The sequence below is a fragment of the Paenibacillus sp. FSL R5-0810 genome (assembly GCF_038002285.1).
Taxonomy (GTDB): domain Bacteria; phylum Bacillota; class Bacilli; order Paenibacillales; family Paenibacillaceae; genus Paenibacillus_AQ; species Paenibacillus_AQ lactis.
This window is the reverse complement of record NZ_JBBOCF010000001.1, coordinates 2,511,582-2,536,409: the sequence shown is the minus strand read 5'-3', so window position 1 is coordinate 2,536,409 and position 24,828 is coordinate 2,511,582. Positions and strand designations below refer to the sequence as shown.

Sequence of the window (24,828 nt, the reverse complement as noted above, 5' to 3'; positions counted from 1 at the left end):
GAGGAGGTATGAGGGTGAGATACGATGATCAGATGAAGAACCGGGTAAAACGGATCGAAGGCCAGCTCCGCGGCATTCTGAGGATGATGGAGGAAGGGAAGGATTGCAGGGAAGTCATTACGCAGCTATCGGCGACGCGCGCAGCGATGGACCGGGCGATCGGCGTCATCGTCAGCGCCAACCTCGTGGACTGCGTCAAAGAGGCTGTGGAGAAAGGCCGGGATACGGAGCAGCTAGTGGTTGAAGCGGTGAATCTGCTCGTCCAGAGCAGATAACGTCACAGGCTATCTAAAAGGGCATTTGACCCAGGGATCAGAATTCGCAAAGGGTTGATGTCCGTTTGTTTTATCATATTATATACCCATGGGGGTATAAATTAAATGGTTGAAACTACGAAGGAGGAATTTTGGAATGCGTGCTGATCAAGTATTGGATGCCAAAGGCTTGGCATGCCCAATGCCAATCGTTAAAACGAAGAAGGCAATGAAAGACATGGAGCAGGGACAAGTGCTCGAGATTCATGCTACTGATCCGGGCGTGAAGAGCGATTTGACGGCCTGGGCCCAATCGATGGGGAACGAACTGCTCGAGCACCGCGAGGAGGACGGCGTGTTGAAGTTTTGGATCCGCAAAGGATGATTTTTGTATCAATAAATATACCCATAGGGGTAGAAGATCACATAAAAAGGAGGAAGAGATATCGTGACCGAACAGAAGCGAACGACCATTATCTTATTCAGTGGGGATTATGATAAAGCGATGGCGGCCTACATCATTGCTAATGGCGCGGCTGCGTATGACCATGAAGTGACCATCTTTCACACCTTTTGGGGGCTGAACGCCCTGCGGAAGGATGAGGATGTGCTGCTGCCTAAGAAAAAAGGGTTCATGGAGAAAATGTTTGCCAAAATGATGCCGAGAGGCGCCAACAAAATGGGGCTGTCGAAAATGAATTTTGCCGGCATGGGACCTAAAATGATAAAGGATGTCATCAAAAAGCACAATGCGGTTCCGCTGCCGCAGCTGATCGAGATGGCGCAGGAGCAGGATGTCAAGCTGGTTGCTTGCACGATGACGATGGATCTTCTCGGCCTGCAGGCGGAAGAGCTGATGGACGGGATCGAATACGCGGGAGTGGCAGCCTATTTGGGAGATGCCCAGGATGGGAATGTAAATTTGTTTATTTAAAGAATTAGGTTCCGTGGCAATTGCGAAAGTGTTCTGAGAATTAAAGCCGTTTTTCTCTAATGAAATAAGATGCATATTAACATTTTTTTATTCGAAATTATACCCCTAAGGGTATATGAAAATCCGAATGGAGGCTAGATCTTTAATGACTACAATACAATCCGATGCGAAGCTGGACGCGAAGGGGCTGGCATGTCCAATGCCGATCGTACGTACGAAGAAAGCGATGAAGGATCTCCAAGCTGGCCAGGTGCTCGAGGTGGAGGCGACGGATCCGGGATCCAAGGCCGATTTGAAAGCCTGGGCGGAAAGCGCCGGGCATCAGTATTTGGGCACGATGGAGGAAAATGGCGTACTGCAGCATTATCTTCGCAAATCGTCCGAGGAGGAAGGAGGAGAGCTCATGTATTCCAATGTGTGCGAACCTGCTGAACTGCAGAAAATGCTGGATTCCGGCGAGCCCGTTGTCCTCTTGGACGTGAGGGAGGCAGCCGAATATGCTTTCCGACACATTCCAAGCTCGGTTTCGATTCCGCTCGGAGAGCTGGAGTACCGTTTAGGCGAGCTGAACAAGGATGACAGGATCTATGTAATCTGCCGGTCGGGCGCCCGCAGCGACTTGGCGTCGAAAAAGCTTGCAGACAGCGGCTTTACGCATGTCGTTAATGTCGTACCCGGCATGAGCAGCTGGAGCGGGCAGACGGCCGGCTTGGACAATGGGCAGATGAAGTAACCGGTATAAGTGACGGGAATGGTAGCTCGCACCTCGGTATTCAAAAACGATAGAGGAACTTGATGAATAACCAAACCTCACAATAGAGAGGAAGATACAGGATGGCAATTAGAGCTATGCTTCCGCAGGAAGCGGCAGAGAAGGCAATTCGCAAGGAGCCGTTATTCATTCTTGATGTTCGCAACCCCGCCGATTTTGCAGATTGGAAGATCGAGGGCGAACGATTCAAGCATCTCAACATTCCGTATTACGAGCTGATCGACGGGGTGGAGGAAATATTGGAGCAACTTCCGGCAGAAGAAGAGATTGTGGTCGTTTGCGCCAAGGAAGGCTCGTCCGTTATGGTCGCCGAATTGCTGGCCGAGCAGGGACGGAACGCTGCTTACTTGAAGGGAGGCATGAAAGCATGGAGCGAGCTTCTCATGCCGCTTAAAATCGGAGATTTGAAGGAAGGCGGCGAATTGTACCAGTTCGTTCGGATCGGCAAAGGGTGCCTGTCGTACATGTTGGTGTCCGGCCATGAAGCCGCATTGTTCGACGCGACACGGATGACCGAGGTATATACTGATTTCGCTGCAAAAATGAATGTGCAGATCAAGCACGTCTTGGATACGCATCTGCATGCCGATCATATTTCGGGCGGGCGAGCCATCGCCGAGGCTGCAGGCGCAAAGTACTGGCTGCCTGCAAAGGACGCCGGAGAGGCGGCATTCAAGTATGAGCCGCTCGAAGACGGAGACGAGATTCTGCTTGGGAGCAGCGTGATCCGGATCGAAGCGCTCCATACCCCTGGTCATACGGCTGGTTCTACCTCATTCCTAATCGATGATCAATATTTGCTGACCGGAGATATCCTGTTCATCGATTCGATCGGCCGTCCGGACCTTGCTGGACATGCGGAGGATTGGGCGGGAGATTTGAGGAAGACGCTGTACTCCATATATAAGGAGCTGTCCGGGGAGCTAGTCGTGCTGCCGGCTCACTTCATGATCATGGACGAGCTGAGCGCGGATGGGACTGTAGCGAAGAAGCTTGGCGAGCTGTTTGAAGAAAACCATGGTCTGAACATCCGGGATGAGAAGGAATTCAGATTGCTGGTCACGAAGAGCCTGCCGCAGCAGCCGAACGCCTACTTGGAGATCCGGCAGACCAATATGGGAATGATGCAGCCGAATGCGGAGCAGCAGCGGGACATGGAGATTGGGCCGAACCGATGCGCGGTTCGGTAATAAGGGCATGGAAATATGACCGTGTAAACGGTCATGCCTGATTGCAAAAGCGAAAAGGGAACCGGATGACGGTTCCCTTTTTTAAAGAATAAAGGGGGCATGAACATGGAATGGACTGTAACTTACATCTTGGCGATATTCCTCATCGGTTTTATCGGTTCCTATATTTCGGGCATGGTAGGCATCGGCGGTTCCATCATCAAATACCCGATGCTGCTGTATATTCCGCCATTATTCGGCTTTGCGGCATTCACGGCGCACGAAGTATCCGGCATTAGTGCTGTACAGGTGTTTTTTGCCACGATCGGGGGCGTGTGGGCTTACCGGAAGGGCGGGTATTTGAATAAAACCTTAATTTTGTATATGGGTTCGGCGATTTTACTTGGCAGCCTAATTGGAGGCTTCGGTTCCAACCTTATGAGCGAAAGTTTCATCAATATCATGTACGGCATATTGGCATTGCTTGCTGCCGTCATGATGCTGATCCCCAAGAGGGGAGTGGACGAAATTCCGCTGGATCAGGTGACGTTCAACAAATGGCTTGCAGCCGGACTGGCCCTTGCGGTCGGTATCGGCGCAGGGATCGTCGGGGCGGCAGGCGCGTTTTTGCTCGTGCCGTTGATGCTGGTCGTCCTGAAAATTCCGACGCGGATGACGATTGCCACTTCGCTCGCAATCACCTTCATCTCCTCCATCGGGTCAACGGCAGGCAAGCTTGCGACAGGGCAGGTCGATTACGGCCCGGCCGCCATTATGGTCATTGCCAGCCTGATCGCTTCCCCGCTTGGCGCTTCCGCCGGAAAGCGAATGAATACGCGTGTGCTGCAGTTGATCTTGGCCATTCTCATTTTGGCGACAGCTATTAAAATTTGGCTCGATATATTGTAGCTCCGCTGTATCTTAGTATAATGGCAATAACGGATTTACCGCTGAGGAGGGCGAGCTAAATGACCCGATGCAGCTGCAGGGTTTGCTCCTAATTTGGATATGATGGGGGCAGTCCTTCATTGAAGCGGCAAGATGAGAGCGATGGAATCCGAATAAGAAGGCGGGTGGCAGGAGATGAATCCGTGGAACGAGCGTTTCCAAGGAGAGGAATATGTATACGGAACGGAGCCGAACGCTTTTGTGGTCGACATGCAGAGCCGGCTTTCATTAACCGGCCAGACACTTGCGATTGCAGAAGGGGAAGGTCGAAATGCGGTATATCTGGCCGAGCAAGGTCACGATGTAACCTTGTGGGATTACGCAGAAGCGGGGCTGAACAAGGCGAATAAGCTTGCGAAGGAGAAGGGCGTTAAGATTGCTGCCCGTCTTCAGGATCTGGAGGATGCGGCGTGGACGCCGGATCAATGGGATCAGATCGTGTGCATATTCGGACATTTTCCGAAGGCGCTGCGCCTGCGAACCCTTCGCGGCGTTAAAGAAGCGGTGAAGCCGGGGGGGTATTTCATAACCGAAGTGTATTCGATGAACCAGATTCCGTATCAAAGCGGCGGTCCGCAGGAGATGGACATGCTGTATGAGCCGGAGGATTTTTTGCGGAGCTTTGCGGATTGGAGAATCATTCATTTTTTTATGGGAGAGGTTCATCGCAGCGAAGGAGCGCTGCATCAAGGCTTGTCCCATGTCATTCAATTTGCCGGGCAGAAGCCTGCTTTCACGTAAGCACCGGAGGAAAGGAATGTGAAGGGTGTTTTCAAAGATTAGGCAAGAACCTCATGTGATGATTGAACGTTTGATCCAACAGTTTTGGCCGGAGTGGGTCGGGACGGTCAGTCAAGGCGCGGGCGGCTGGAACAATACGACGCGTTTCATCCATCAAGCAGACCGCGGCTGCGTGCTGCGCATCTATAACACCCACCGCGACAAAGACAAAATCGAATTCGAGCTTGCCGTGCTGGAGTCACTGCGGCAGAGCAAGCTCTCCTTTGACACGCCGATGCCGATCCCCTCGGCAGCAGGGGAACGGATCGTGCAGCTCCCGGACGGAAGCGAACGATATGCGGTGGTGTTTGGATTCCTTGAAGGAGAGCGACCGGAAAGGAACAGCCTCCAAGCGGCTTATTCCTTCGGGGAGAAGACGGGAGAGCTATTGAAAGCACTGGAGCGGATTGACATACCCCGTCCTCCCGCATACCGGCCGTATTATGAACTGCTCCAGTCCTATCCCGCTTGCACGAGGGAAACGATCGAGGCGTTCTGTTTGCAGCCGGAACCGGCATTTCGCGATCTGCACCAGGAGCTTCTGCGGTTACTTGATGCGTACGACGACATCTGCGGCAGACTCGGAGAGCTGAGGAAGCTCCCGCAGCAGCTGGTCCACGGGGACCTCAATTTCTCCAATTTGCTGGTCGATCCCCGTCAGCCCGAGAAGGTTACGGCGCTGCTGGACTTTGAATTTTGCACCCGGGATGTCCGGGTGATGGAGCCGGCGGTGGCGATCTCCGGATTCCTTGGATTCGAGGAGGAGCGTGAGGCCATCAGCCGATTCTGCCAAGGATTCGGGAGCCGGATCCGCTTGAGTCCGGAAGAGATTGAGGCGATCCCGGTGTTAATCCGGCTGCGTATGGTGGATGTATTTCTCCACTTCATGAGCCGGTACCATGAAGGCACGGATAGTGCCGCGGTGCTGCAAGAGCAGGTCCCGATGCTGGCGTCAGGCTTGAGGCAGCTTACGGACAGCATGGCGTGGATCCGGGAAGCTGCGGCGAGGTTTCTGCTTTGATTGCTTGAAGACAGGATTTACAGATGCAGGTCCTTCCAGCGTATCCCACGGGAACGCTATTCAAGACGCGATCCGGAAAGCTCTCCCTCATACACCAGCATTCATTTGCATCCGGGAGCTTCGCTGCGTATGCGCACTGATTGGGCTGCCGGCAAATCGGACAGGTCGTCTGATCGACGCCAGCCTCGTCTTTCGGCTCGACAGGTTTAGTATCCATCGAATAGGAGCACCTCGATTCATGGTTCATCATTCTTAAGCGTATTCGGATATGGCCACGTTGTCCAGTAAGATCTCTGGTATGCGACCATCACAATAACCCGGCCCTTCACCATGGAAGAGCCGGGTTTCTTAGCATTTCGTCGGTCGGCAGAAGACAAAAGCGTTACGAGAGCCGCTGGGGGAGGGCGTTATTTTTTCAACAAATTGATATGATCCAAATCCGTGCTGCTGTTAAAGATGAACTCCAGCTTGTACGCACCCCGATGATAAGTGAGCTTGGTCTGCGTGATACCGCCGTTCTTGAACGTCGTGGTGGACGCTGGGGCATACCAGTTCTGCTTCAGCATCTTCATCGTAATGCCGCCGATATTCGTTTGCCGTTCCACATTCGTGCCGAAATAACGAATCTCCCGAATCTTGTTCAGCTTATATGAAATTGCGTAACCGGGATTACCCATATTCGCGCTATATAGATCAAAATCATCTGCATGCTTGCGCGAAATGGAAGGTTCTCCGATCGTGTTGATCACGTCCTGACGGGTGCTCTTGCCAACGGTCAGTTGGCCGACCACGCCGGGAAACTGGCCTTTCAAAGCGGGTTTATAGAAGCTGTTCAGCGTCTTTAACGCTTCCTTGGCTGCATAGCTGTCGGCAGCGGCTGCCTCGGTGTGCCCGGCCGCCTCGGCATGTGGCGCGGAAAAAACGGCCGGAGTGAATCCAAGCCCCGCCAAACCGACGGTCCCTGCCACCGTAAGTGCGATGACGGCTTTTGAAATACGCTGTTCGTTGTTCATGATGTATCCTCTCCTTGTAACATGACATTACCACAAGTGATCTTCTTTAAACAAAATCTATGTTTATCGTAGTGGAAGAGAGGAGGGATTGGGTTACGAATCCATGAAAATGAAATTTCAGAATTGTGACCAATGGATAAGGGAGTATACATAGGTATCGTAGGACCTCCCGTTCTGATGGATGTACTTCCGAAGGAGGCCTTCCTTCTCAAAGCCTAAGCGGTTGAGCAAGGCATGGGAAGCTTCGTTGTCGATCAATGCGCTTCCGTTTCGAGGATCGGAAACATGACTAACCTCCCGTTATAAAAAACTGCCGCTCCGCTAAAGAGCGAAGGGCAGTTTGGGTTGAATGAATGTTAAGGCTATGCTATTGCTGCACGATGGCGATAATTTCGTCTTCCAGCTCCAGTCTGACCTGTTCGCTGTATGCACGAATGTTATATTCGGAGTGCAGATAACGGAGGATGGCTTCGATCAGGTTCGCTTCGATCAAATACTGCGTTCTTCCGTTAACCCATACTTCCGCCGTATATCCGGTATCCTCATCCCAGCTCAGCTCGAGCGACACGTCCGTCGGTTTCACGCCTCTGCGCTCCGCCTGATGCAGGCAGACCGCATTGACGATTTCGTCCATGCTAAGAATCATGGCTTAGTACCTATTGTTGTTATTGTTGTAACGGTCATCATCATTACGATGATGCTCGACAGCCGGCTTGCGGCGGTTTCTCACGGCGCGTACAACCATCATGATCACCATGATGAGCGCCCAAATCGCAATGAGGTTAATCAGCAAGCCCATAATCTCGCCCATGAAGCCCATGCCTGCGAACATGCTGCCGAACAGGAGTCCTGCCAGACCGCCGATCATCAAGCCTTTCATCAAGCTGCCGCCGCTGAAGAATCCGCGGTTTGCTGTATTTCCTGCAGTAGTCCCGGATTTATTCGAGTTGCTCGTGCTGTTGGATTGCTGCACGTTGCTATCGTTCTTTTTCGGGGTGTTCGAGTAGGACTTCGTTCCGGATTTGAAGCCGCCTCTGCGGGCATCCACGGAATCGACCGGCGCGAGCGCTACAAAGAACAGGGTAAACGCAACTAGAATCGTAAGTACTTTTTTCATCTTGTACTGTCGTACCTCCCGGTAATTAAAATTAGAGAATGATTCGTAATACGGACGGGTCACGATAAGGTTTCAAAAAATTAATCACCATGCTTCGCTGCCGATGTACGCTGATGCTCCTTCAGCAAGCCAAGCACCCAGTCGCACCATTTCAGCTCGGTTTCGGCCATCATCAGGCCTTTGGTTGCCAAAATGTAATTGCTGAACGCTTTGCTTCCGATTTCCCGGGTATCCTCGGGGATCCCGGCCAGAATCTGCTCGAAGTAACGCTTCTTCTCTAAATAACTGCTTCTGCGGTCCTCGTAGATATCAATCGCGATGCCGATCTCGGTTAGCCACAGGCAGAAGGTGCGCAGAGAAAGCTCATCCTTGGTGACGGCAGGCGCAATGGGCTGGTACATCCATTCGCGCAGCTTTTGCATGCCTTTCTCCGTAATCGCATAAATCTTTTTGTCCGGTTTGTCGGTCTGCTGAACCCAATGCGAGGATAGCAGCTGCTTCTCTTCCATACTGGCAAGCAGAGGATAGATTTGACTGTGCTTGGCCTGCCAAAACGGTTGGATCCGAAGCATGAGGTCATAACCCGACGACTCTCTTCTGGCGAGCAACCCTAACAAGCCGTATGACAACGTATTCATGGACATGACTCCCTTTGAAACGCATATCGTGGACACAAGGCAATGATGTTCATTGACTAGGGGTCCGATTGATAAAAAGTGTACACTGAAACTGTATGGTTTGACAACAGGGGAGAGGGGTTACGTGATGGTTTTTGGTAAAATTGTGACTAAAAAAGCACAAACGCAGCATGCGTTTGTGCTTGGAATTGACTTTTATTGCTTTATTTGCCTTCGTAACCATCGACAACAAGATCCAAAGCCCCGGTGTTCGGGTCGATGACCATGCCGTGTACCGCCACGCTTTTTGGCAGCAGCGGGTGGTTCTTGATAAGACTGACGGTGTTCCGCACGCCCTCGGTTACGTTATCGAAGCCGCGAAGCCATTTCGTGAGCCGAATGCCTGAATTTTCAAGGGTGGAGAGTACTTCGTCCGAAATGCCGCGCTCCTTCATATGGGAGATCATGACGTCAGCATCCAGCGCAGCCATGCCGCAGTCATGGTGACCGACGATGATCACTTCCTCAGCTTGAAGCTCATACAGCGCGACCAGCACGCTTCGCATGACGCTGCCGAATGGCTGGGAGATGATGGCACCGGCGTTCTTTATGATTTTGACATCGCCGTTCTTGAAATTCATTGCTTTCGGAAGCAGCTCAACCAGTCTTGTATCCATACAGGTTACAACGACGAGCTTCTTATCAGGGAAGCGGTCGGTCAGGTAAGGCTCATACTCTTTCTTCTCTACAAAGCTGCGGTTATGCTCCAGAATGCGGTCCAAATGTTTTTCCATAGGGTATCTCTCCTTCTGTATCTAAGAGTTAGGTTTAAACACGGGTGTCGGTTGCTATGATATTTGTTCCATACGTCTGATTGCGGCTTGTGAGACGAAAACTAGCGGTGCCGGCGTGCAAGTCCAGCTTAAGCTCTTCCTCGAAAAAAACCTCCTGCTTGCCATGAATGACCAGAGGGATCGAGGCGTTTGTTTGAATCACGGTATCGCCGTCGGCAGCACCGTCCACGACCTGCAGTCCCGGGACGCCGTTAACGGCACATCCGCAGCCCTCGGTATCATAGATCAGTCTCACGGCCCCAGGCCTGCTCCCGAGCATTTCCTTAAGCTTCAGGTCGGCCTCAGGGGATAGTTGGATGATCACAGTTCTAGGCCTCCCTCTATGCAGCATCTGATTTTGCTGTTTCTGAAAGTTGATTATATACCTAGCAGAACGTATCATCAATAGAGTAGTTATGAATCCAATCCAAAAAAATTTAAAAGAGCAGGTGAGCTGATTATGGAAGTGCAGGTATCTCAGCAATGGGAGCAGTTTCAGCAATTGGTACGCAAAATCATGAGCTATTATGAAGCGCTCGGGGTCCTTCATTGGGATCTGCGGACAGGCGCCCCGCGCAAAGGCACGGACATCCGCTCGGAGACGATTGGCATATTATCGACGGAAGCTTTTAAACTGCAGGTCTCGGAGAAGATGGGACAGTTTCTGCAGTTTTTTGCGGATCCGAAGCACGAGGGGCAGCTGGACGAACGCCAACGCCGCATGGTAGCAGAGATACGCAAGCTCTATGAGCAGAACAAATCGATTCCGCCGGAACGCTTTAAGGAGTACTCCATTCTTGCCTCACAGTCGGAGACGAAGTGGGAGGAAGCCAAGAAGAACAGCGATTTCGCCGGATTCGAACCATACTTAACGAAGATCGTGGCATTCAAGCAGGAGTTTATCGACTATTGGGGAGTGAAAAGCACCCGATATGACACGCTTCTGGATATGTATGAGCCGGATTTGACGGTGGAGAAAGTGGACGCGATCTTTGACCGGCTTAAAGCTCGGCTTGTGCCGCTTGTGCATGCGGTTTCGGAATCGTCCTTCAAACCGGAGACCGGCTTTCTGAAGCAGCTGTTCGATATCGGCCAGCAGGATAAATTCAGCAGGTTCCTGCTTGGGCAGATGGGATATGACTTTGAGGCCGGCCGGCTTGATGAGAGCGTCCATCCGTTCGCTACCGGACTCAATCCCGGCGATGTCCGGATCACGACCCATTATTTGCAGGATGACGTTCTAAGCGCGGTGTTCAGCTCCCTGCATGAAGGCGGTCACGCCTTGTACGAGCAAAACATCGACAAGAGCTTGGCGGGCACGCCGCTGTCTTCAGGGGCATCGATGGGCATCCACGAGTCCCAGTCGCGCTTATGGGAAAACATGATCGGTCGCAGCCGGCCGTTCTGGCGCCGATACTTCGGCGATCTTCAGCAGCATTTCCCTGAACAGCTGAAGGATGTTTCGTTGGAGGATTTCTATCTGGCCGTCAATAAAGTCGAGAACTCCCTGATCCGGATCGAGGCCGATGAGCTGACTTATAATCTCCATATCATTATCCGTTATGAGATCGAGAAGCAGCTCTTTAACGAAGGGCTTTCCGTGAAGGAGCTTCCGGAAGTATGGAATGCGAAGTACAAGGAGTATCTTGGCATCATGCCTCCGAATGACGGACTCGGCGTCCTTCAGGATGTGCATTGGTCCGGCGGGGATTTCGGTTATTTCGCTTCGTACTCGCTCGGCAATATGTACGCAGCGCAAATGCTGCATACGCTCCGCAAGGAAATGCCGAATCTCGATGAGCTGATCGAGCAAGGAAATTTGGCGCCGATCAAGGAATGGCTGACGGAGAAAGTCTACCGGTTTGGAAAAACGGAAACCCCTTCGGAAATTATTTTGCGTGTAACCGGTGAAGAACTGAATCCGGACTACTTGGCCGACTATTTGGAGGCAAAATATAAAGAGATTTATAAGCTTTAATCTCAACATAAACAAGAAGCCGTATCACGGTTCCCGAAGAAATGAGCGTTAACGGGACGGTACGGATGAATTGAATGAAGCATGATAAGAAGCGGCGGTGCATAGGGATGATGTCCCAGCACCGCCGTTTTTTTTATGGTGAAAGAGCACGATTGCGGTCCTTCCACCTCTATGATGGCTAGTTAACCATTTGGCGAGTGGGTGCATATGCTGAAATGAAACGGTAGGTTAAGGGAATGGAGGGGTAGCATGAAGCGTCGAATATGGCGGGCGCTGGCGGCAAGCCTGCTGCTTGTGTGTGCCGCAGCGCTGGCAGGATGTGGAGGCGGCAGCGGCTCGGCAACGAAGGTCAAGGTGGGCGAAGTCACGCGCTCGATTTTCTATGCTCCGCAGTATGTCGCACTGGAGAAAGGTTTTTTCAAGGAAGAGGGGCTTGATGTCGAGCTGCAGACGACTCCCGGCGGCGATAAAACGATGACGGCGCTCCTGTCGGGGGCCATCGATGTTGCGCTTGTCGGATCGGAAACTTCCATTTATGTGTATCAGCAGGGCTCGGAGGATCCGGTGATTAACTTCGGGCAGGTGACGCAGACGGACGGCACGTTTCTCATGGCGCGGAACGAAGGCGGCGAATTTGATTGGGATCAGCTGAAGGGGAGTGTGTTCCTCGGCCAGCGCAAAGGCGGGATGCCGCAGATGGCCGGAGAATTTACGCTGAAGAAAAAAGGCATCGATCCCCATGCCGATCTGGAGCTGATTCAGAATATTGATTTTGCAAACATCGCCTCGGCTTATGCCTCGGGGACAGGGGAATACGTGCAGCTGTTTGAGCCGCAAGCCTCGATATTCGAGAAAGAAGGGCGCGGCAAGGTGGTGGCATCCTTCGGCGTCGAGAGCGGAAACTTGCCGTACACCGTGTTCATGACCAAGCAAAGCTACATCGATAACCATGAGGCTACGGTGCAAAAATTTACGAATGCTCTATATAAAGCCCAGCAGTGGGTGGACGCAAACAGTCCGGAGGACATCGCCGATGCGATCATGCCGTATTTCAAGGACAGCGACCGGGATATCGTCGTCTCGTCTGTGAAGCGTTATAAGGAGCAGGGAAGCTTTGCGACGGATCCGATCGTGGATGAAGCCGAATGGAACAATCTGCTGGATGTCATGGAACAGGCGGGGGAGCTGAGAGAACGGGTCGCCCCTGACAAAATCGTCAACAACAGCTTTGCGGAGAAGGCCAAACAGGCAAAGTAGCGTTTCATCTCCCATCCATGGAATGAAAGGAGAGTGCACCATGGTACCGGTAGTAGAACTGAACGATATCACGCATGTATACGTGACGGATCGGGAAGCCTCTCTGGCTGTGGAAGGAATTGATTTGAGCGTCGAGCCGGGCGAGTTCGTCAGCTTGGTCGGGCCGAGCGGCTGCGGCAAGACAACGATATTGTCCGTCATTGCCGGTCTGCTCCAGCCTACGAAAGGAACGGCGATCGTCAACGGCAAGCAGGTCAGCGGCCCGTCGCCGGAAGTCGGCTATATGCTTCAGCAGGATTACTTATTCCCGTGGCGGACCATCATGGACAACGCCTTGATCGGATTGGAATTGACGGAGCGTCTGAATCCGGACAGCCGGAGCGAGGTGCAAAGCCTGCTGAAGGAGATGGGGCTTGCGGGCAGCGGTCCATTGTACCCGGCCCAGCTGTCGGGAGGCATGAGACAGCGGGTAGCCCTGGTGCGTACGCTGGCGACAGATCCGGGGCTGCTGCTGCTCGACGAGCCTTTCTCCGCGCTGGATTATCAGACCAAGCTGCAGCTGGAGGACCTGATTGTCGAGACGCTGAGGGAGCGGGGAAAAACCGCGATCCTGGTAACCCATGACTTGTCCGAAGCGATCGCCATGAGCGACCGGGTCGTCCTGCTGAACCGCAATCCGGGACGCATTCACCGCATGTTCGCAGTGCCGGAGAACATAAGGGCTGTACAGCCGTTTTATGCCCGCAAGGAATCGGGGTTTAATGAATTATTTCATGAAATATGGGGCGAAATGCAGCGAATCGGGAAGGAGTGAAGCCATTGACAACCAATCGAGAGCGGAAAGAGCCGGCTTCTTCTTCAAACCGCTGGCTCCAGGATATTTATGATAAGCATAGGAGGAAAAAGCGCAGCATCCAGAGCCGGGTGCTCACCGTCCAGCTCAGCTTGCTGCTCCTGTTCTTCGCGTGGTGGGAGGCGGCGGGCAGAATGAAGTGGATCGATGTCCTCCTCTTCAGTTATCCAACCAAAATCTTCTCGAATATTTGGGATAACATCGTGACCGGGGAGCTGTGGGGTCATCTGGGGATTACCGTCGGAGAGACCGTTGTCGGATTTCTTCTCGGGACCCTGGTCGGCACCCTGCTTGCGGTCATCATCTGGTGGTCGCCTTTCTTGAACAAGGTGCTCGATCCTTACATGGTTGTATTCAACAGTATGCCGAAGGTGGCGCTGGGGCCGATATTCATCGTCATGTTTGGCGCTGGATTTACGGCGATTGTCGTGACGACGCTGTCGATCACGGTGATTGTGACGACTCTCGTTGTATACAACAGCTTTAATGAGGTGGACTCCAATCTGATCAAGGTGGTCCGCACCTTCGGCGGCACGAAGCGGCAAGTATTCCAGCGCGTCATTCTGCCTGCTTCCTATCCGGCTATCGTATCGACCTTGAAGGTAAATGTGGGCATGGCCTGGGTTGGCGTGATCGTAGGTGAGTTCCTGGTTGCCAAATCCGGGCTTGGATATTTGATTATGTACGGATTTCAGGTATTCAACTTCACGCTCGTGCTGTCGAGTCTCCTCATTATTGCAGTCGTGGCAACGGCGATGTACCAAATCGTCGTATATATTGAAAGAAAGCTGCTGGCCCACAGGTAGCATCACGTTCAAAGACTCGCTTCCACGGCAGAGGCTGAAGCCGGTTGTGAATGACATGAAAATAAGCTAGGATGGAACAAGATTGAACTTGATTATCCACGCTTGGGGGCTTTTGATTTTCATGGGATTTCGTGTCATTAAAACCGCTGTGGCAAGTCTGCTTGCCATCCTAATAACCGATGCTTTCAATATACCGGGGGCTACGTCCGCCGGTCTTCTTGCGATCCTTGGCGTCGACGTCACCCGCAAGCGCAGCGTTATCTCCATCTCGTCGCGTTTCTTTGCGTCGCTGCTGGGGCTGGCGCTGGCTTGTATTTTATTCTATCTGCTCGGGTTCCATTATTGGGTACTGGCGCTATACATACTGCTCGCCTTTCCTCTCATATCGAGGGCGAATTTCAAGGAAGGCATCGTCACCAGCTCGGTTGTTGTGTTCCGGGTGTTCCAGGGAGAAGAGATTGCGCCGGACATTATGCTCACTCAGGTTGCGCTGCTCGTGATCGGCCTCGGCTCCGCGATGCTTGTGAATCTGGTGTACATGCCCAATAGCGAAGGAACCATGATGGACATCCGGCGTAAGGTGGACGGGCTGTTTTCCGTGATCTTCAGTCATTTCTCCCTGACTTTAAGAGATCCGGAGCATATCTGGGACGGAAAGGAAATGATCGAGGCCAACCGTCAGATCGACCGGGGGATTGAGGAGGCGAAACGGGCATCGGAGAACCAGATGATCCATCCGGACGGAGCGTGGAACATCTATTTTTATATGAGAAAGGAACAGATGGAGAATATCCAGAGCATGATGCATCAAATCTCTCAGGTATACGAGAGGCTGCCGCACGGGATTCTCGCTGCCGAGGTATTCGAGCAATTAAGCAAGGATGTCATATCCGAGGGATATACCGGCAAATCGGAAGCTTTGCTTAATGAGCTGGAGGAACGTTTCAAGAAGATGGAGCTGCCGGCCACGAGGGAGGAGTTCGAGGTCCGGTCGGCGATTCTCCAGCTGTGCCGCGAGCTTGCTTATTACTTGAATATTTCAAAGAAATACAAGGCCCCTACTGCCAAAAAACCGCAGAAGCATGCGGGTTCCGCAGGCTGAATGCGATAATTCTGAACGTTTCTTTCAATTTTTTTGGCATCATCCGAATTTATTTGGACCACTTCATTCAACATTCGCCCATGTCGTGCATACACATGTATGGAATGAGTGTAAGGAGGAGGTTCGAAGATGTCATTGAGTCATAAACACCAATGTAGAGAAATCATCACGAAGGCGATCTGCGGCAAGGGTCGTAAGTTCTCTACCGTAACACATACCGTGACTCCGCCTAATAATCCGACCAGTATTTTGGGGGCTTGGATTATAAACCATCAATACGAGGCGGTTGCCGCCGGAGACGGAATTGAGGTTATTGGTACTTACGATGTGAACATCTGGTATTCCTATGACAAAAATTCGCAGACCGACGTGGCTAAAGAGACGGTATCTTATGTAGAACGCGTACCTCTCTCCTATCTGGATCCGAAGCATCGTGCTTCAACGGTTGAAGTGTCGGCGGAAGCGACACAGGAGCCGAGTTGTGTGGAAGCTAGCGTATCCTCCAATGGCACGAGTGTCATTCTACGGGTAGAGAGAGAGTTCGCGGTAGAGCTTGTTGCCGAGACGAAGGTGGTCGTCAAAGTGTGCAGCCACCATCACGGCGACTATGAAGACAAAGAGTTCGACTACGTCCTGGGAGACGGAGACGACGATTACGAAGACCTGGACTATGAAGGTCTGGAAGATGAATTGTAAGTTAACCCTCCATCAGGGAAGCTTATAATCCAGCATATGCGGTGAAAGCAGCTTTGCGGAGGGCGGATGCCCTCTTTTTTATTTTATTTTTGAGGAGGCCGGCTAATATGGCGCTGACCATGGGAACAGCAGGGGAACAACGCGGATTTGCCGTTCTTGACGGCTCTGCTGCAGCGCGCGCTGCGGCTAGATTGTCGAGAGCCGGCATACCGTGCCGGCTTACCGCAAGGCACGAGCCGGCAGCCGGCTATGCGGCCAGATACTCGGTGCGCGTACGGGAGCTGACGGCCGAATGGATAAGGCATGATCAGACCGGAGGCGGCAGCACGCGCCATGAGCCGGAGCATGGCAGCGGAGGATATGCCGACGGCCTTCACCGGAGGCTGGAGAAGGCTGCCGTGCGTTCGCTGTACACATTGGGTGCCGAGGAAGGGGAAGTCGTTATCGCGGCTCGGCCCGGCCGCAGATATGTAGTGGAGGAAATTCGGCTCCATGGATCTCCCGGCGGGGCCGTTATGAGCGCCAAGGCTGCTCCAGCAGGACGGTACAATCGCCAGAGCTTGGGAGGTACGGAGGCGGGAGAGGGGAATCTGCTGCTCGGAATGGACCCCGAATTTATTCTGATGAAGGATAACGGGGAGATCGTCCACGCATCGGAGTTTATGCAGCGCGGGGGTCTGGCCGGCAGTGATGCCGTACGGTTTCGCGGAGAAGTCATTTACCCGCTGGCAGAGCTGCGGCCTGATCCCAAGGCGCAGCCGAAGGAGCTGATTCGCGAGCTGCAGCGGGCGATGCGTGAAGCGTATGCCCTCATAACGGACCGGACGCTGTCGTGGCGGGCGGGGGCATTGCCTTATAGGGATTTTCCGCTCGGCGGCCATATCCACTTCAGCGGCGTGCCGCTGAATATATCGCTTCTACAAGTGCTCGATAATTATTTGGCACTGCCGCTGGCTCTACTGGAAGACCCGCAGGGACGGCAGCGCAGGCCGCGCTACGGATTTCTGGGCGATTTTCGCCGCCAGCCGTACGGCGGATTCGAATACCGGACGCTCCCCAGCTTCCTGATCTCGCCCTTCGTGACCAAGTTTTCGCTAGCGATCGCATACTTGGCGGCCAAATACAGCGACCTGCTGCCTGCCAGGCCGCTGAATGCCGAGCGGTACCACCGCGCGTACTATGAAGGCGACAAGGCCGTGCTCAGGGAATGTGTTCCCGGCTGGCACCGGGATCTGTCAGCGCTGCCGGAATACCCGCAGTTTGCCTTCGAAATCGAAAAGGCGCTGTCGTATATCGAAAGCGGCCGGACGTGGGATGAGAGCAGGGATATCCGGCCGCTTTGGAATATTCCTTCGATGCCGTGAGACAAAGGATGCATTTCTGTTATAATAGAGTTCAGCTATAAACGGCATGGAGGTAAGTCATGGCTAAATATACGCCGATGATCGAGCAATATTTGAAAGTGAAGGAACAAGCGCAGGATGCGTTTCTTTTTTTCCGTCTGGGCGATTTCTATGAAATGTTTTTTGATGATGCGATTTTGGCTGCCAAGGAGCTGGAAATTACGCTGACCGGCCGCGAGGGCGGAGGCGCCGAGAGGATTCCGATGTGCGGCGTGCCTTATCATTCGGCAGAAGGCTATATTCAGCGTTTGATCGAAAAAGGCTACAAAGTGGCTATATGCGAGCAGATGGAGGATGCATCCGTCACGAAGGGCATGGTCCGCCGGGAGATCGTCCGGGTCGTCACGCCGGGAACGATCATGGAAGGCAAGGCGGTTAGCGATAAATCCAACAACTATATGGTGTGTGTAACGGAGGCGGGAGGTCTTCTGTCTCTTGCCGCATGCGATCTGTCGACCGGGGAGCTGTACGTCACCTCGGTGCCATTCTCCGAGGAATGGCTGAGGGATGAGATTAATATTTACGAGCCGTCCGAAATTATCGGGGATGCCAAGCTGCTGGAGATCATTGCTTCCCAGGCGCTTCCCGGCAGCCGCAACGTGGTGCATACGGCATGGGAACGCCGGGAGGACGGTCTGGTCAAATCGCAATTCGGCGAGGCTGCCTGGGCCCGTCTTGAGGAGGAGCGAAGAGCGTGCATCTCTCTCTTGATCTCGTACCTAAGCGAAACCCAGAAGCGTTCGCTCGGCCAGCTGACCCAGATCGATTCCTATGAACCGGGGCAATTCATGGTTCTCGATCCGTTCACCAGACGCAATCTGGAGCTGGTCGAAACGGTGCGGGAGCGGTCGAAGAAAGGCTCGCTGCTGTGGCTTCTGGATCAAACCGAGACGTCGATGGGAGCGAGGCTGCTGCGCCGCTGGATCGATAAGCCGCTCTTGTCCCGTGCGCGGATCGAGGAGCGGCTAGAGGCTGTTGAGCATCTGTACAACCAGTACATACTGCGTGAAGATTTGCGGATGGCGCTGAAGGAAATTTATGATCTCGAGCGTTTGGTAGGCCGGATCGCATTCGGCAGCGCCAACGGCCGCGATCTGAATGCGCTGAAGCTGTCGCTGCGGCAAGTCCCGGCGCTGAAGGAGCTGTGTGCGCAGTCAACCTCCAGTACGCTTCGCCGATTGGCGGAGGAGACCGATACATGCGAGGAATTGTATCAGCTTATCGAGGATGCCATCGTGGATGAACCGCCGGTTTCGGTGCGGGACGGGGGAATCATTAAGCCCGGTTACCATGAGCGGCTCGACGAGCTGCGGGAAGCGAGCACGAACGGCAAACGCTGGATCGCGGAGCTTGAAGCGAGGGAGCGCGCCGCAACGGGGATTAAGTCGCTTAAGATCGGCTACAACAAAGTGTTTGGCTATTATATTGAGGTCACGAAATCCAATTTGTCCTCATTGCCGGAAGGCCGGTATGAGCGCAAGCAGACGCTGGCGAATGCCGAGCGGTTCGTCACGCCTGAGCTTAAGGAGAAGGAAGGACTGATCCTTGAAGCGCAGGAGAAGATGGTCGATCTCGAATATGCTCTGTTCACCGAGCTGCGGGACAAGCTGAACATGCAGGTGTCCAGATTGCAGAAGCTGGCCGAAAGAATCGCTGAGATGGATGTGTATCAATCGCTGGCTGCGGTCAGTGCGGAGCACCGGTTCGTGAAGCCGGAGCTGAGCGATGGCTATGATTATATCGTCGAAGGCGGACGCCACCCGGTGGTGGAGGCGGTGATGAAGGATTCGGCATTTATCGCCAATGGAACGGAGCTGCGCAAGGAGGGTTCTTCCATCCTGCTGATCACCGGTCCGAACATGGCGGGAAAAAGCACGTATATGCGCCAGGTTGCGCTGCTGTCGATTCTGGCCCAGATCGGCTGCTTCGTGCCGGCGGAGCGCGCCGTCATTCCGCTGGTTGACCGCATCTTTACCCGGATCGGGGCCGCTGACGATCTGATCGGAGGCCAGAGCACCTTCATGGTGGAGATGGCCGATATTCAGGTCATGACCGAGAAGGCGACACCCCGAAGCCTCATCATTATTGACGAGCTGGGACGGGGAACCTCCACGAGCGAGGGGATGGCGATCGCCCAAGCCGTGATCGAATATGTGCATGACCATATCGGCTGTAAGGCGCTTGTGTCGACGCATTTCCATGAGCTGGCCCATCTGCAGGAAAGCCTTAAGGGGCTTAGCAACTATTCGATGGCCGTTCAGGAAAGCGGGGACAAGGTGCATTTTCTGCGCAAGCTGATTCCGGGCGCCGCCGACAGCAGCTACGGCATATACTGCGCACGGCTGGCAGGTCTTCCGGGCAGCATCATCGATCGTGCCTACGGACTGCTGCAGGGCCTGGAGCAGGCTTCCTTGGCCGCTGTCGCTTCCGAGCATGGCGCTGCGCTCCAGCGTATCGAATCAGCACAAGGAGGCACTGTAGGAGGTTATGCCAACACGCGACAGCATGACGTTGTCAGGGAAGCGGTGGAGGCAGCCGAGCCATTGGCGAGGGCAGGATCAGAAAGCCTTGAGAGCCGCGAAAACGGCAGAACCGGAGAGGTGATTCAGCTCTCGATTTTTGACGATGAGGCTGTCAGAGAGCCGCAAAATGCCGCAATCGGCAAGGAGAAAGCGGCTTTTGAGGAGGCAGGCGCCTCCGCTTCGCAGGATCCGTCCGTTCGGGCGCTCATCGAAGCGGTGAAGGGTGCAGACCTGATGAATATGACGCCGCTGCAAGCGATGCAGCTATTAAATGATCTGAAGATGAAGGCGAAGGATATGTAGCGGTGATTAGCCGAATCGCAATCGTAACCAGTCTGCATTGTGATTCAAAGCTGATTTGCATTGTGATTCAAAGCTGATTTGCATTGAGACTCAAAGTATTAGCAGCTGCACAGAGCTCCATTGTGACCCAAAGCTGTTTTGCAATCTTAGCTACATTGTAGTCACATTGTAGTCACATTCTAGTGAAAGCTGCGCTGTAATTACAGAAGTTTTGTTCACGAAGTAAGTAATGGTAATTGAGCCTGCAGTTTATAAGACGAAATTGCATTTAAATTCAGCAAGGAAACGGAGGTAGGGGATCATGGGAAAAATTCGCGTATTGGACGAGCATATTGCGAACCAGATTGCAGCCGGTGAGGTGGTTGAACGGCCTGCCTCCGTGGTGAAGGAGCTTGTGGAGAACGCGATCGATGCCGGCAGCACGAGAATCGACGTGGCCGTCGAGGAAGGCGGCCTGGACAGCATCCGCGTAACGGATAACGGCTCCGGCATCGATCCCGACGATTGCGAGACCGCCTTCTACCGGCATGCGACGAGCAAGATTGCCGAGGGGCGAGATCTGTTCCAGATCATCAGCCTCGGATTTCGGGGCGAAGCGCTCCCTTCGATCGCGGCGGTGTCCAAGGTGCGCGTCGTGACGTCGAATGAACAGGACGGCCGCGGGCGTAAAATCGAAATCGAGGGCGGCAACCTGCGTGTGAACGAAGAGACCGCTGCGCCTAAAGGGACGGATTTCCTTGTCAGGGAATTGTTTTACAACACGCCGGCAAGGCTGAAATATATGAAGACGATTCAAACGGAGCTGGGCCATATTTCCGATTATATGTACCGCTTGGCGCTGTCGAGACCGGATATCGCGTTCACGCTGCGCCATAACGGCAACACTCTCCTGCAGACGCTCGGAAACGGAGATGCTTTGCAGGTCATCGCGGCCATTTACGGCACGCAATCCGCGAAAGCGATGATGAAAATCGAAGCGGAGAATATGGACTATACTCTTCAGGGGTATATTAGCCGCCCTGATTTTACCAGAGCCAACCGGAACGGCATGTCCTTGATCGTCAATGGACGATATATTCGAAACTACGGTCTGATGCAGGCGGTGCTGAAGGGATACCATACGCTCCTGCCGATCAACCGGTACCCGCTCGTCGTGCTTCAGCTGTCGATGCACCCGTCGCTAATCGACGTAAACGTCCATCCGTCCAAGCTGGAGGTCCGCTTCAGCAAGGAGCCGGAGCTGTTCTCGTTCATAGAAGAAGCGGTTCGGAATGTGCTCCGGCAGGAGATCCTCATTCCGCGCCCGGCTAAGCAAACGATCGGCAAGAGCGATAACGCTTTTATCCAGGAGCAGCTGAATTTTCCTGCTCCATCCTATGGAGCGCCGGCTCGCGGGGAGCGTGCGGAGATCCCTCAAGACGGCTTGGGCGGCAAGCCCCCGGGTGAATCTTCTGGGCGTGAATTCCGGCGGGAGACGGCCCCGAGACCGGATTCGCTGCAAGAATCCGTAACGGGCTCTTCCGGAGACTACAAGGAATGGACTGCACAGCAGCCGCAGATGAGGGAAACGGCTGCGGCGGCCGCGTATCCTTCGAAGCCAAGCTATGAGGACCGTGCGGCGGATCGCAGATCGGCCAATGTGCCGGCCGTCACGAAGGAATGGATGGCGGCGGCATCGGGCCCGGCTCCGGACATTCCGCCGTTTCCGCAGCTAACCTATATCGGGCAGCATCATGGAACCTATATTATCGCGCAAAATGAGACCGGCCTGTATCTGATCGACCAGCACGCGGCTCATGAGCGCATTAACTACGAATACTACTATGAGCAATTCGGCAAGCCTGCGGATGCCTCGCAAGAGCTGCTGCTGCCGATAACGCTGGAGTTCACGCCTTCGGAAACGGAGAAGGTGAAGGAACGCCTGCATTGGTTCGAGAAGGCCGGCGTATACATGGAATTTTTCGGAGGGAACACCTTCCTGGTCCGTTCCCATCCGTTCTGGTTCCCGAAAGGCGATGAGAAAGCGTTGATCGAGGAAATGGCCGAGTGGGTGCTGAACGAGCGGCACATCGATATTGCCAAGCTAAGGGAAGCTTCCTCGATCATGTGCTCCTGCAAAGCCTCGATTAAAGCGAACCAGAAGCTGACCGAGCAGGAGGCCATGACGCTGATCCGGCGTTTGGCCGAATGCCGGCAGCCGTATACCTGCCCGCACGGACGACCGATTGTCGTCTCCTTCTCCCCGTACGATTTGGAGAAAATGTTCAAGCGCGTCATGTAAAAGCAAGGAGGAAATTCATGATTATTACAACTGGAGAAGCGGAAGCGCCTGACATCGTTGAACGCGCCAAGCGCTTAGCCCAGGAAACCGGCTGCCGGTATGTTCCAAGAGGCGGCCAATCGTTAAGAAAGCTGGCCCGCCGGATGGGCGAAGAGGACGTGCTGGTCGTCTTGCACGAGCATGTCCGCTTAAGCGGTCCGGATGGCTCGGTCACGGAGTTTCACCCCAGCATGGGCTTTGTAAGGCTGAAGCGGGTGCTTCGCGGCAAACCGGACCCGATGCTGGAGGCTTCGCGCATGGAGGAGGGCGACTCGGTGCTCGACTGCACGGCAGGGCTGGGCGCGGACGCGCTTGTTTTTTCCGGAAAAGGCGGGCCGAACAGCCGCGTGGTTGCACTGGAGAGCTCCCTGCCGCTGTTCGCGATGCTGAAAGAGGGGCTCAGGACCTATAAGAGCCAGTTCGAGGCGAGTGATCAAGCGATGCGGCGCATTATGGTCAAGCATGGACATCATTTGGAATATTTACGGTCGCTGCCGGACCGAAGCGTCGATATCGTTTATTTTGATCCGATGTTCCGTGATCCGATTACAAGCTCCGACTCGATGAATCCGCTCAGACTCTATGCGAACGGCGAGCCGCTGGATGAGGAAAGCGTGAAGCAGGCGGTCAGAGTGGCCCGCAAAACCGTTGTCATGAAGGAAACGCGGTACAGCGGCGAGTTCGAGCGATTGGGCTTTACGGTCATGCAGCGGGGGCAGTCGAAAACTACGTACGGAGTGATATCCATTGACAGTTGAATCCAAACCGAGATTGCTTGTTCTGATCGGTCCTACAGCCGTCGGCAAAACGAAAATGAGCATCGAGATCGCCAAAGCCTTTAATTGCGAAATTATTTCCGGCGATTCCATGCAGGTATACCGCGGCATGGATATCGGGACCGCCAAAATTACGAAAGACGAGATGGAGGGGGTTCCCCACCACTTGATCGATATCCATGAACCGGATTACCCTTACTCGGTGGCGGAATTTCAGGAGCAGTCCCAGCGCTTGATTACCGAAATTACGGAGCGCGGCAAGCTGCCCTTCATCGTCGGCGGCACAGGGCTTTATGTCGAATCCGTCTGCTACGGCTACCAATTCAGCGAGAGCGGAGCGGATGAGGAATTTCGCAAGGAGCAGTTCCGTTATGCGGATGAATACGGGGCGGAGGCGCTTCACCGGAGGCTTGCGGAAGTGGACCCGGAGAGCGCGGAGCGGCTGCATCCGAACGATCTGCGCCGGGTCGTTCGTGCTTTGGAAGTATTCCATGTGACCGGCATCCCACTTTCGTCCCAGTTGGCCCCTCAGAAGAAGGAGTCTCCGTACCGATTATGCCTGGTCGGTTTGACAATGGACAGGCAAATGCTATATAACCGTATTGAAGAGCGAATCGATCTGATGTTGAAGCAGGGGCTCGTCGAAGAGGTGGCAGCGCTAATGGAGAAAGGGTTCGGCCCCGGGCTTGTTGCGATGCAGGGTCTTGGCTACAAGGAAATCGTTTCGTATCTTCAAGGGGAATGCAGCTATGAGGAAGCGGTGACGCTGCTCAAGCGCGATACCCGCCGGTTTGCGAAGAGGCAGCTATCTTGGTTCCGCCATATGAAGGACATCGAGTGGGTAGACGTCACCGACTCGGGAAATTTTTCTGCGAACTATCAAAAAATCCGTGCTATAATAGCAGGAAAGTTTCACTAATATCTTGAATATATTCTTCAAAACAATCTAATTGAACCATTGGGGGTACGGCTAATGAACAAGTCCATCAACATCCAAGATACGTTCTTGAACCAACTGCGCAAAGAGAACATCCCGGCTACGGTATACCTGACCAACGGCTTTCAGATCCGTGGAACGATCAAGGCTTTTGACAACTTTACCATCGTGATTGACAGCGACGGCCGTCAGCAAATGGTGTACAAGCATGCCATCTCCACGTTCATGCCGCAGCGCAATGTTTCCCTGATGCAGGATAGCAGCAACGATCAATAAAATTCACGGATTTTTGCACGATATGCTTGGGATAATGTCTCTATACCTGGATTTCCCTAATCATCGCTGCAATCATGAGGTCATTAGCGGCCCTGGCTTCTTGGAATGATCGCGTCCTGATTAACTTGAAACTTTTTGGTT

General features: G+C 53.6%; 27 protein-coding genes. 20 read left to right on the top strand and 7 right to left on the bottom strand.

Going from position 1 to position 24,828, the window contains the following annotated elements; genetic code table 11:
- The first annotated feature begins 14 nt into the window (after nucleotides 1-14).
- The 8 genes from MKX76_RS11445 (at nucleotide 15) to MKX76_RS11410 (ending at nucleotide 5,878) form a co-directional block, all read left to right on the top strand.
- Complete coding sequence (locus MKX76_RS11445; protein WP_007129928.1) at nucleotides 15-275, top strand: metal-sensitive transcriptional regulator; 261 nt, start codon at nucleotides 15-17, stop codon at nucleotides 273-275.
- 136 nt (nucleotides 276-411) lie between these two features.
- Complete coding sequence (locus MKX76_RS11440; RefSeq protein WP_007129929.1) at nucleotides 412-639, top strand: sulfurtransferase TusA family protein; 228 nt, start codon at nucleotides 412-414, stop codon at nucleotides 637-639.
- Between the two features lie 63 nt (nucleotides 640-702).
- Nucleotides 703-1,188, top strand: a complete 486-nt coding sequence (locus MKX76_RS11435; RefSeq protein WP_028403563.1) for a DsrE/DsrF/DrsH-like family protein — start codon at nucleotides 703-705, stop codon at nucleotides 1,186-1,188.
- 145 nt (nucleotides 1,189-1,333) lie between these two features.
- Nucleotides 1,334-1,921 carry a sulfurtransferase TusA family protein gene (locus MKX76_RS11430; protein WP_251536819.1) on the top strand — a complete coding sequence of 196 codons (588 nt, stop codon included), beginning with the start codon at nucleotides 1,334-1,336 and terminating at the stop codon, nucleotides 1,919-1,921.
- Between the two features lie 101 nt (nucleotides 1,922-2,022).
- The gene (locus tag MKX76_RS11425; protein WP_213615140.1) at nucleotides 2,023-3,150 is read left to right on the top strand and encodes an MBL fold metallo-hydrolase; all 1,128 of its coding nucleotides are present in this window, start codon (nucleotides 2,023-2,025) and stop codon (nucleotides 3,148-3,150) included.
- Nucleotides 3,151-3,255: 105 nt separating this feature from the next.
- Nucleotides 3,256-4,038: a sulfite exporter TauE/SafE family protein gene (locus MKX76_RS11420; protein ID WP_007129933.1), complete on the top strand. Its 783-nt coding sequence runs from the start codon at nucleotides 3,256-3,258 to the stop codon at nucleotides 4,036-4,038.
- A gap of 174 nt (nucleotides 4,039-4,212) precedes the next feature.
- Complete coding sequence (locus MKX76_RS11415; RefSeq protein WP_213615138.1) at nucleotides 4,213-4,818, top strand: class I SAM-dependent methyltransferase; 606 nt, start codon at nucleotides 4,213-4,215, stop codon at nucleotides 4,816-4,818.
- A gap of 58 nt (nucleotides 4,819-4,876) precedes the next feature.
- Nucleotides 4,877-5,878, top strand: coding sequence for a phosphotransferase (locus MKX76_RS11410; protein WP_213615287.1), 1,002 nt, complete (start codon nucleotides 4,877-4,879; stop codon nucleotides 5,876-5,878).
- Here MKX76_RS11410 and MKX76_RS29750 read toward each other — a convergent pair.
- The 7 genes from MKX76_RS29750 to MKX76_RS11380 form a co-directional block, all read right to left on the bottom strand.
- A complete protein-coding gene (locus tag MKX76_RS29750; protein WP_213615136.1) occupies nucleotides 5,826-6,095 on the bottom strand; it encodes a cysteine-rich CWC family protein in 270 nt (89 codons plus the stop codon). The two genes, MKX76_RS11410 and MKX76_RS29750, sit on opposite strands and share 53 nt — an antisense overlap.
- Nucleotides 6,096-6,285: 190 nt before the next feature.
- A complete protein-coding gene (locus MKX76_RS11405; protein ID WP_213615134.1) occupies nucleotides 6,286-6,891 on the bottom strand; it encodes a YjgB family protein in 606 nt (201 codons plus the stop codon).
- Nucleotides 6,892-7,258: 367 nt separating this feature from the next.
- Complete coding sequence (locus MKX76_RS11400) at nucleotides 7,259-7,537, bottom strand: YxcD family protein (RefSeq protein ID WP_007129937.1); 279 nt, start codon at nucleotides 7,535-7,537, stop codon at nucleotides 7,259-7,261.
- A 3-nt stretch (nucleotides 7,538-7,540) separates the two neighbouring features.
- Nucleotides 7,541-8,008, bottom strand: a complete 468-nt coding sequence (locus MKX76_RS11395; protein WP_213615132.1) for a hypothetical protein — start codon at nucleotides 8,006-8,008, stop codon at nucleotides 7,541-7,543.
- An 80-nt stretch (nucleotides 8,009-8,088) separates the two neighbouring features.
- Nucleotides 8,089-8,646, bottom strand: a complete 558-nt coding sequence (locus MKX76_RS11390; protein WP_028403557.1) for a PadR family transcriptional regulator — start codon at nucleotides 8,644-8,646, stop codon at nucleotides 8,089-8,091.
- Between the two features lie 203 nt (nucleotides 8,647-8,849).
- Entirely contained in the window at nucleotides 8,850-9,419 is a 570-nt protein-coding gene (locus MKX76_RS11385; protein WP_007129940.1) for a beta-class carbonic anhydrase, read from the bottom strand.
- 34 nt (nucleotides 9,420-9,453) lie between these two features.
- Nucleotides 9,454-9,783, bottom strand: a complete 330-nt coding sequence (locus tag MKX76_RS11380; protein ID WP_007129941.1) for an iron-sulfur cluster biosynthesis family protein — start codon at nucleotides 9,781-9,783, stop codon at nucleotides 9,454-9,456.
- A gap of 135 nt (nucleotides 9,784-9,918) precedes the next feature.
- On the opposite strand from MKX76_RS11380, the gene MKX76_RS11375 reads away from it, so the two are divergent.
- From MKX76_RS11375 to hfq, 12 genes are all read left to right on the top strand, one after another.
- Nucleotides 9,919-11,436 carry a carboxypeptidase M32 gene (locus MKX76_RS11375; protein ID WP_251536817.1) on the top strand — a complete coding sequence of 506 codons (1,518 nt, stop codon included), beginning with the start codon at nucleotides 9,919-9,921 and terminating at the stop codon, nucleotides 11,434-11,436.
- Between the two features lie 249 nt (nucleotides 11,437-11,685).
- Nucleotides 11,686-12,693 (top strand): ABC transporter substrate-binding protein, encoded by a 1,008-nt coding sequence (locus MKX76_RS11370; RefSeq protein WP_251536815.1) that lies wholly within the window; start codon nucleotides 11,686-11,688, stop codon nucleotides 12,691-12,693.
- 40 nt (nucleotides 12,694-12,733) lie between these two features.
- Entirely contained in the window at nucleotides 12,734-13,507 is a 774-nt protein-coding gene (locus MKX76_RS11365; protein WP_251536813.1) for an ABC transporter ATP-binding protein, read from the top strand.
- Nucleotides 13,508-13,572: 65 nt separating this feature from the next.
- The gene (locus MKX76_RS11360; protein ID WP_373872050.1) at nucleotides 13,573-14,352 is read left to right on the top strand and encodes an ABC transporter permease; all 780 of its coding nucleotides are present in this window, start codon (nucleotides 13,573-13,575) and stop codon (nucleotides 14,350-14,352) included.
- A 121-nt stretch (nucleotides 14,353-14,473) separates the two neighbouring features.
- Nucleotides 14,474-15,454: an aromatic acid exporter family protein gene (locus tag MKX76_RS11355; RefSeq protein ID WP_028403553.1), complete on the top strand. Its 981-nt coding sequence runs from the start codon at nucleotides 14,474-14,476 to the stop codon at nucleotides 15,452-15,454.
- A 129-nt stretch (nucleotides 15,455-15,583) separates the two neighbouring features.
- Nucleotides 15,584-16,150, top strand: coding sequence for an outer spore coat protein CotE (locus tag MKX76_RS11350; RefSeq protein WP_007129947.1), 567 nt, complete (start codon nucleotides 15,584-15,586; stop codon nucleotides 16,148-16,150).
- A gap of 107 nt (nucleotides 16,151-16,257) precedes the next feature.
- Nucleotides 16,258-17,514, top strand: a complete 1,257-nt coding sequence (locus tag MKX76_RS11345) for a putative amidoligase domain-containing protein (protein ID WP_007129948.1) — start codon at nucleotides 16,258-16,260, stop codon at nucleotides 17,512-17,514.
- A gap of 59 nt (nucleotides 17,515-17,573) precedes the next feature.
- Nucleotides 17,574-20,378, top strand: coding sequence for a DNA mismatch repair protein MutS (mutS, locus tag MKX76_RS11340; protein WP_213615128.1), 2,805 nt, complete (start codon nucleotides 17,574-17,576; stop codon nucleotides 20,376-20,378).
- A gap of 301 nt (nucleotides 20,379-20,679) precedes the next feature.
- A complete protein-coding gene (gene mutL / locus MKX76_RS11335) occupies nucleotides 20,680-22,659 on the top strand; it encodes a DNA mismatch repair endonuclease MutL (protein ID WP_007129950.1) in 1,980 nt (659 codons plus the stop codon).
- A gap of 17 nt (nucleotides 22,660-22,676) precedes the next feature.
- A complete protein-coding gene (locus MKX76_RS11330) occupies nucleotides 22,677-23,456 on the top strand; it encodes a class I SAM-dependent methyltransferase (protein ID WP_007129951.1) in 780 nt (259 codons plus the stop codon).
- Nucleotides 23,446-24,393 carry a tRNA (adenosine(37)-N6)-dimethylallyltransferase MiaA gene (gene miaA / locus MKX76_RS11325; protein WP_007129952.1) on the top strand — a complete coding sequence of 316 codons (948 nt, stop codon included), beginning with the start codon at nucleotides 23,446-23,448 and terminating at the stop codon, nucleotides 24,391-24,393. Before MKX76_RS11330 ends, miaA begins: the two co-directional genes overlap by 11 nt.
- A 54-nt stretch (nucleotides 24,394-24,447) precedes the next feature.
- Complete coding sequence (hfq, locus tag MKX76_RS11320; RefSeq protein ID WP_007129953.1) at nucleotides 24,448-24,687, top strand: RNA chaperone Hfq; 240 nt, start codon at nucleotides 24,448-24,450, stop codon at nucleotides 24,685-24,687.
- Nucleotides 24,688-24,828 lie beyond the last annotated feature (141 nt).

What these genes read in the sequence shown, in the direction of transcription:
- MKX76_RS11440 (WP_007129929.1), top strand. Translation starts at nt 412, where the DNA reads ATGCGTGCTGATCAAGTATTGGATGCCAAAGGCTTGGCATGCCCAATG.
- MKX76_RS11395 (WP_213615132.1), bottom strand. Translation starts at nt 8,008, where the DNA reads ATGAAAAAAGTACTTACGATTCTAGTTGCGTTTACCCTGTTCTTTGTA.
- MKX76_RS29750 (WP_213615136.1), bottom strand. Translation starts at nt 6,095, where the DNA reads ATGGATACTAAACCTGTCGAGCCGAAAGACGAGGCTGGCGTCGATCAG.
- MKX76_RS11355 (WP_028403553.1), top strand. Translation starts at nt 14,474, where the DNA reads ATGGGATTTCGTGTCATTAAAACCGCTGTGGCAAGTCTGCTTGCCATC.
- MKX76_RS11420 (WP_007129933.1), top strand. Translation starts at nt 3,256, where the DNA reads ATGGAATGGACTGTAACTTACATCTTGGCGATATTCCTCATCGGTTTT.
- MKX76_RS11370 (WP_251536815.1), top strand. Translation starts at nt 11,686, where the DNA reads ATGAAGCGTCGAATATGGCGGGCGCTGGCGGCAAGCCTGCTGCTTGTG.
- MKX76_RS11375 (WP_251536817.1), top strand. Translation starts at nt 9,919, where the DNA reads ATGGAAGTGCAGGTATCTCAGCAATGGGAGCAGTTTCAGCAATTGGTA.
- MKX76_RS11430 (WP_251536819.1), top strand. Translation starts at nt 1,334, where the DNA reads ATGACTACAATACAATCCGATGCGAAGCTGGACGCGAAGGGGCTGGCA.
- MKX76_RS11365 (WP_251536813.1), top strand. Translation starts at nt 12,734, where the DNA reads ATGGTACCGGTAGTAGAACTGAACGATATCACGCATGTATACGTGACG.
- MKX76_RS11410 (WP_213615287.1), top strand. Translation starts at nt 4,877, where the DNA reads ATGATTGAACGTTTGATCCAACAGTTTTGGCCGGAGTGGGTCGGGACG.
- MKX76_RS11425 (WP_213615140.1), top strand. Translation starts at nt 2,023, where the DNA reads ATGGCAATTAGAGCTATGCTTCCGCAGGAAGCGGCAGAGAAGGCAATT.
- MKX76_RS11350 (WP_007129947.1), top strand. Translation starts at nt 15,584, where the DNA reads ATGTCATTGAGTCATAAACACCAATGTAGAGAAATCATCACGAAGGCG.
- MKX76_RS11415 (WP_213615138.1), top strand. Translation starts at nt 4,213, where the DNA reads ATGAATCCGTGGAACGAGCGTTTCCAAGGAGAGGAATATGTATACGGA.
- MKX76_RS11405 (WP_213615134.1), bottom strand. Translation starts at nt 6,891, where the DNA reads ATGAACAACGAACAGCGTATTTCAAAAGCCGTCATCGCACTTACGGTG.
- MKX76_RS11330 (WP_007129951.1), top strand. Translation starts at nt 22,677, where the DNA reads ATGATTATTACAACTGGAGAAGCGGAAGCGCCTGACATCGTTGAACGC.
- MKX76_RS11400 (WP_007129937.1), bottom strand. Translation starts at nt 7,537, where the DNA reads ATGATTCTTAGCATGGACGAAATCGTCAATGCGGTCTGCCTGCATCAG.
- MKX76_RS11385 (WP_007129940.1), bottom strand. Translation starts at nt 9,419, where the DNA reads ATGGAAAAACATTTGGACCGCATTCTGGAGCATAACCGCAGCTTTGTA.
- mutL (WP_007129950.1), top strand. Translation starts at nt 20,680, where the DNA reads ATGGGAAAAATTCGCGTATTGGACGAGCATATTGCGAACCAGATTGCA.
- mutS (WP_213615128.1), top strand. Translation starts at nt 17,574, where the DNA reads ATGGCTAAATATACGCCGATGATCGAGCAATATTTGAAAGTGAAGGAA.
- hfq (WP_007129953.1), top strand. Translation starts at nt 24,448, where the DNA reads ATGAACAAGTCCATCAACATCCAAGATACGTTCTTGAACCAACTGCGC.
- MKX76_RS11390 (WP_028403557.1), bottom strand. Translation starts at nt 8,646, where the DNA reads ATGAATACGTTGTCATACGGCTTGTTAGGGTTGCTCGCCAGAAGAGAG.
- MKX76_RS11345 (WP_007129948.1), top strand. Translation starts at nt 16,258, where the DNA reads ATGGCGCTGACCATGGGAACAGCAGGGGAACAACGCGGATTTGCCGTT.